General features: G+C 70.6%; 4 protein-coding genes. 2 read left to right on the top strand and 2 right to left on the bottom strand.

Features of this window, described 5'->3' with window-relative positions; translation table 11 throughout:
- The coding region (locus VIB55_RS07150) for a serine hydrolase (RefSeq protein ID WP_331875984.1) at positions 1 to 462 on the bottom strand (462 nt) is incomplete at its 3' end.
- A 274-nt stretch (positions 463 to 736) separates the two neighbouring features.
- On the opposite strand from VIB55_RS07150, the gene VIB55_RS07145 reads away from it, so the two are divergent.
- Positions 737 to 1,801 (top strand): AI-2E family transporter, encoded by a 1,065-nt coding sequence (locus VIB55_RS07145; protein WP_331875983.1) that lies wholly within the window; start codon positions 737 to 739, stop codon positions 1,799 to 1,801.
- Positions 1,802 to 1,872: 71 nt separating this feature from the next.
- Here VIB55_RS07145 and VIB55_RS07140 read toward each other — a convergent pair whose 3' ends face one another.
- Positions 1,873 to 2,151: a hypothetical protein gene (locus VIB55_RS07140; RefSeq protein ID WP_331875982.1), complete on the bottom strand. Its 279-nt coding sequence runs from the start codon at positions 2,149 to 2,151 to the stop codon at positions 1,873 to 1,875.
- Positions 2,152 to 2,316: 165 nt separating this feature from the next.
- Here VIB55_RS07140 and VIB55_RS07135 point away from each other — a divergent pair.
- Positions 2,317 to 3,198 (top strand): hypothetical protein (locus tag VIB55_RS07135; RefSeq protein ID WP_331875981.1); only part of this gene is annotated, 882 nt, incomplete at its 3' end.

Genomic DNA, 3,198 nt, shown 5'->3' with positions numbered 1-3,198 from the left:
CTGCTCCACCAGCAGCATCACCGCCGTGGTCGTCGCTACCACCTTGGTCAGCGAGGCGATGTCGTACACGGTGCGCTCCGGGTCCACGGCGCCATGCCCCCATTCCGCGTTGCCGACGCCCGCCATCAGCCCCAGGTGCGCGCCGCGGCCCGCGACCAGCGCGGCGCCGGGAAAGGCGCCGCGCCTCACCTCGTCGCGCACCAGTCGCTCGGCCGCGGAGAGCTGCCGCGACGACATGCGCGCATTCGCGCCCAGCCGGGGCTGGCGCGGCACGCGCGCTTCGCGCACCACGCGGACGGCCGCGAGCGTCACCGGCTGCGGGATCACCGCCTCCATCCGCTCCAGCGCACGCGGCTGTTCACCGCGCTGCGCCAGGCCCATGCCGGTGCCCGCGGCCACCAGCGCGAGCGCGGCGGCAACGGTGCTGCGGACCTTGAACGGAGGTTCGTTCCTGTAGAGCATGGCGATCCACCTTCCTCTGCTGGGCGGCGCGAACAGCCGCCGCCGTGATGTTCGGGCGCGGAGGTGCCCGCGCGGCCTCCGGTTCCGGGGCGCAGGCGCGGGGTTGAAGGATCGATGTTGTCGGGGTCCCATGCTGTAACCCGGCGCGGAACAGGAGTTTCCCCGACGGGGTTAGCAGATCATTAGTACGAGTGCCGCGGGCGAAACGGTTTCGCCCGCGCGTCCGTAGGCATTATCATCAGGAACTCACACCCGCCCTCCTTCGACACCCCGCATGGCCCTGCTGCAGACGCCCCGTTCCCGCGCCGCCGCCCTCGTTTCCGTGCTCGGCATCGCCATCGCCCTGGCGCTGACGCCGTTTGCGTCGGGGCTGCTGGGGGCCGCCGTGCTGTACGTGATCTGCGCCCCCGCGCACCGCCGGCTCGCGCGCGTGCTGCCGCCACGCATCGCCGCGGGGATCGTGCTGACGGTCGCCCTGGTCCTGGTGCTGCTGCCGCTCGCGGTGGTGGTGGGGATCATGGTCAACGAGGCGCCCAACACCCTGCGGATGCTGCAGAACGGCGCCGTGCTGGACCGGCTGTCGAACATCCGCATCGGGTCGGTGGACCTGGGGACGCAGCTGGCATCGGCGGGGGGCACGGCGGTGTCGTGGATCACGCAGAACGCGCTGGCCTTCGCCGGCGGCGCCGCGCGGAGCCTGCTGAGCCTGGTGATCGCCTTCTTCGGGCTGTATTTCCTGCTCCTGCACCCGGAAAAGATCTGGCTGAGCGTCCGCGACTTCCTTCCCTTCTCCTACCAGGCCGCGGACACCCTGCGCGACCGCTTCCACAGCGTCACCGTGGCGTCGCTGGTGGGCATCGCGCTCACCTCGGCCATCCAGGGGACCATCGTGGGGGTGGGATTCATGCTGGTGGGGCTGCCCAGCGCCGCGTTCTGGGGCGTCATCACCGCCATCGTGGCCGTGCTGCCGATGTTCGGGAGCGCGCTCGTGTGGGTGCCGGGAGTGGCCGTGCTGATCGTCGGCGAGCAGTGGGGGGGCGCGGTGCTGCTGTCGACGCTGGGGCTGATCGGGGCGAACGCCGACAACGTGGTGCGGCTGATCGTGTTCAAGCGCATCTCCGACATCCACCCGATGGCCACGCTGATCGGCGCCTTCGCCGGCCTCAAGTACGTCGGGCTGCTGGGCGTGCTGCTGGGCCCGCTGGCCATCGCCTACTTCTTCGAGCTGCTGAAGATCTATCGGCAGGAATACGTCACCGGCCCCGGATCGGCCGAGGTTCTGGCGGATGGAAACGACTCGATTCCCGCGCTGCCAAGTCCATCCATCGAAACGACCTAGACCGCATCACCTCATGTGGAATCGGCCGCCCCCGTTCCCGGGAGCGGCCGATTTGCGATGGGGACGCGGGGTCACTCGTATCCGCGCTCACGCCGGAGGTAGCCAGCGATCAGGACGGTGGCCAGGGTTCCGGCCCCGGCGATCTTGGGCCCCGCGTCCACCAGGATGGGACCGTTCACCGGATCGAAGATGTGGAAGCCGTAGGCGGTCACCGCGCCGCCGACGAGGCACCACCCCCAGCAGACGAGCAGCGTCACGATCCAGTAGCGCCGCACCGCGCGATGGGCGGCGAGCTCGGCTGCTTCGTTCTCGGCGCACATCTTTTCGTACAGCTCGTCTCGTACGGACATCGGCGGGCGGATGGGTGAGGGTGCGGGGAATGAACCCCTCCGCCGCGTCCGGGTTCCCCCGCTTGGCAAATTCGCGGCGATGAAACATCTTTGAGTCGCCGCTCGTTTCCACTCCGCTCGCGCCGCGCTCTCGCGGCACCCCTCCCCCGCTCTACCGATCCGAAGATGGCCATTCGCGAAGGCTGCTGGGACTGTCCCACCTGTGGCTCCGTCGCGCTTCCCGGGCGCCAGGTGAACTGCACCGGGTGCGGCAATCCGCGGCCGCAGGGCACGCGCTTCTACCTGCCCGAACATGCGCCCGAGGTGTCGGACGCGGCGCGCCTGGCCCAGGCGCGCGGCGGCGCGGACTGGGTGTGCGAGCACTGCGGCGCCAGCGCCCGCGCGGCCGACGCGCGCTGCCCCGGCTGCGGTGCCGAGCGCGGGAGCAGCCCGGTGCAGGCGACGCGGGACTACGGGATGGACGAGGTCCCGCGCTCCGGCGAGCCGGCCCGTCCGCTGATGGCCGCAGCGCCCGCCGCGCCGCCGCGCCCGAAGCGGCGGTGGAAGGGGCCGGCCTTCATCCTGGCGCTGCTGGGTGCCTTCGGCTGGTGCAACAGCCCAAAGGAGGTCACGGCTACCGTGGCCGCGGCCGACTGGCAGCGCGCCATCGAGGTACAGGAGTACCGCACGGTTCGAGAAGAGGACTGGTCGCTCCCCTCCGGCGCGCGGCAGCTGAGCAGCGAACGCGCCATCCGCGACTACCGCCAGGTGCTGGACCACTACGAGACGCGCACCCGGCAGGTATCGGAACGGGTGCAGGTGGGCACGCGCAGCTTTACCTGCGGCCAGCGCGACATGGGCAACGGCTACTTCGAGGACATCACCTGCAACGAGCCGGAGTACGAAACGCGCAGCCACACCGAGGAATACCAGGAGCCCATCTACCGCCGCGAGCCGGTGTACGACACCCGGTATTCGTACGAATTGGAGCGGTGGCTGCCCGACGACACAGCATGGGCGCGCGGCGGGGCGGAAAAGGAAACCGCATGGCCCGCGGTGCGCATCGGC

This window comes from Longimicrobium sp. (assembly GCF_036554565.1).
In the GTDB taxonomy this organism is placed as follows: Bacteria; Gemmatimonadota; Gemmatimonadetes; order Longimicrobiales; family Longimicrobiaceae; genus Longimicrobium.
This window is presented reverse-complemented; position numbering and strand designations above follow the sequence as displayed.

Bases quoted from the DNA above. Each gene is read 5' to 3' on its own strand.
- VIB55_RS07145 (WP_331875983.1), top strand. From the start codon at position 737: ATGGCCCTGCTGCAGACGCCCCGTTCCCGCGCCGCCGCCCTCGTTTCC.
- VIB55_RS07140 (WP_331875982.1), bottom strand. From the start codon at position 2,151: ATGTCCGTACGAGACGAGCTGTACGAAAAGATGTGCGCCGAGAACGAA.